Annotated in this window: 1 protein-coding gene; it reads right to left on the bottom strand. The window is 68.3% G+C overall.

The genetic code is table 11. The annotated features are described in order from the left end of the window. The coding region (locus ACIPXB_RS37145; RefSeq protein WP_401457432.1) for an AMP-binding protein at positions 1 to 1,164 on the bottom strand (1,164 nt) is incomplete at both ends.

Genomic DNA, 1,164 nt, shown 5'->3' with positions numbered 1-1,164 from the left:
GCGTCGAGCCGGGTCGTGGCCACGCCGATGGTGGTCTCCGTGGGCCCGTAGTGGTTGAACACCGCGCACTCAGCCGCGTGCCCGACCAGCTCGCTCACCAGGGCCGGTGAAACGGCCTCGCCACCCAGGACCAGCGAACGCGCCGGCAGCACACCCGCCACCCCGGTCACCGACGACAGAGCCCCCAGATGCGAGGGCACCGCCTTCAGGAAATCGATCCCGTGCTCGGCCAGATACGCCGACACCACCACCGGATCCGTGACCGCACCCTCATCCAGAACATGCAGCTCACCACCACTGACCCAGCTCGCGAACACCACCGTGTTGCCCAGATCGGTCGCCTGCGCCTGAAGCAGCGCATACCTGCCACCGGCCACGTCGAACCCCACCCGGCCAGGAACCGACGCAACATAGTTCGCCAGCCCGCCCTGCGTGACCGCCACACCCTTCGGCCGGCCCGTCGAACCCGACGTGTAGATCACATACGCCAGACCCTCACCACACACCGACACCCCCGGCGAGGACACCGAAGCCGACGCCAGCTGCATCCGCACCAGGGCACCGTCAACCGCCACCAGACGCACCCCCACCGAAGGAAGCTCGTCCAAAATCTCCTCAGTCGTCAGCACCAACGCCGCACGACTGTCCTTCAGCACGAACGCAACCCGCTCCGCCGGCTGCCCGGCATCCACCGGCAGATACCCCGCCCCCGCCTTCCACACCGCCAGAATCCCGACGAACGTCTCCACACCACGCGGCAGACACAGACCCACCACCGACTCGCCACCCACACCCTGACCCACCAGGTAATGAGCAAGCCGGTTGGCCCGTTCCTCCAGCTCCCGGTACGAAACCGCAAACCCCCCGGACACCACCGCCACCGCATCCGGCGTCCGCGCCACCTGCGCCTCGAACCACTCCACCACCGAACCCGGCACCACCTCAGCCGCAGTGTCGTTCCACTCCACCAACACCCGCCGACGCTCGGCCTCACCCAGCACATCCACCACGGCCACCGGCACACCCGGCTCCCGCGTCACCACATCCAGCACCCGCACCCACGCCGAAGCGATCCGCGCAGCCCACTCCGCATCGAACAGATCAGCCGAAACCGTCACCGTCCCCCGCACACCACCCGGACGACCATCCACACCGAACACCTCG

Source organism: Streptomyces sp. NPDC090022 (assembly GCF_044748145.1).
Taxonomy (GTDB): Bacteria; Actinomycetota; Actinomycetes; order Streptomycetales; family Streptomycetaceae; genus Streptomyces.
Note: the sequence above shows the minus strand (reverse complement) of the source record. Positions and strands in the feature narration are given on the sequence as shown.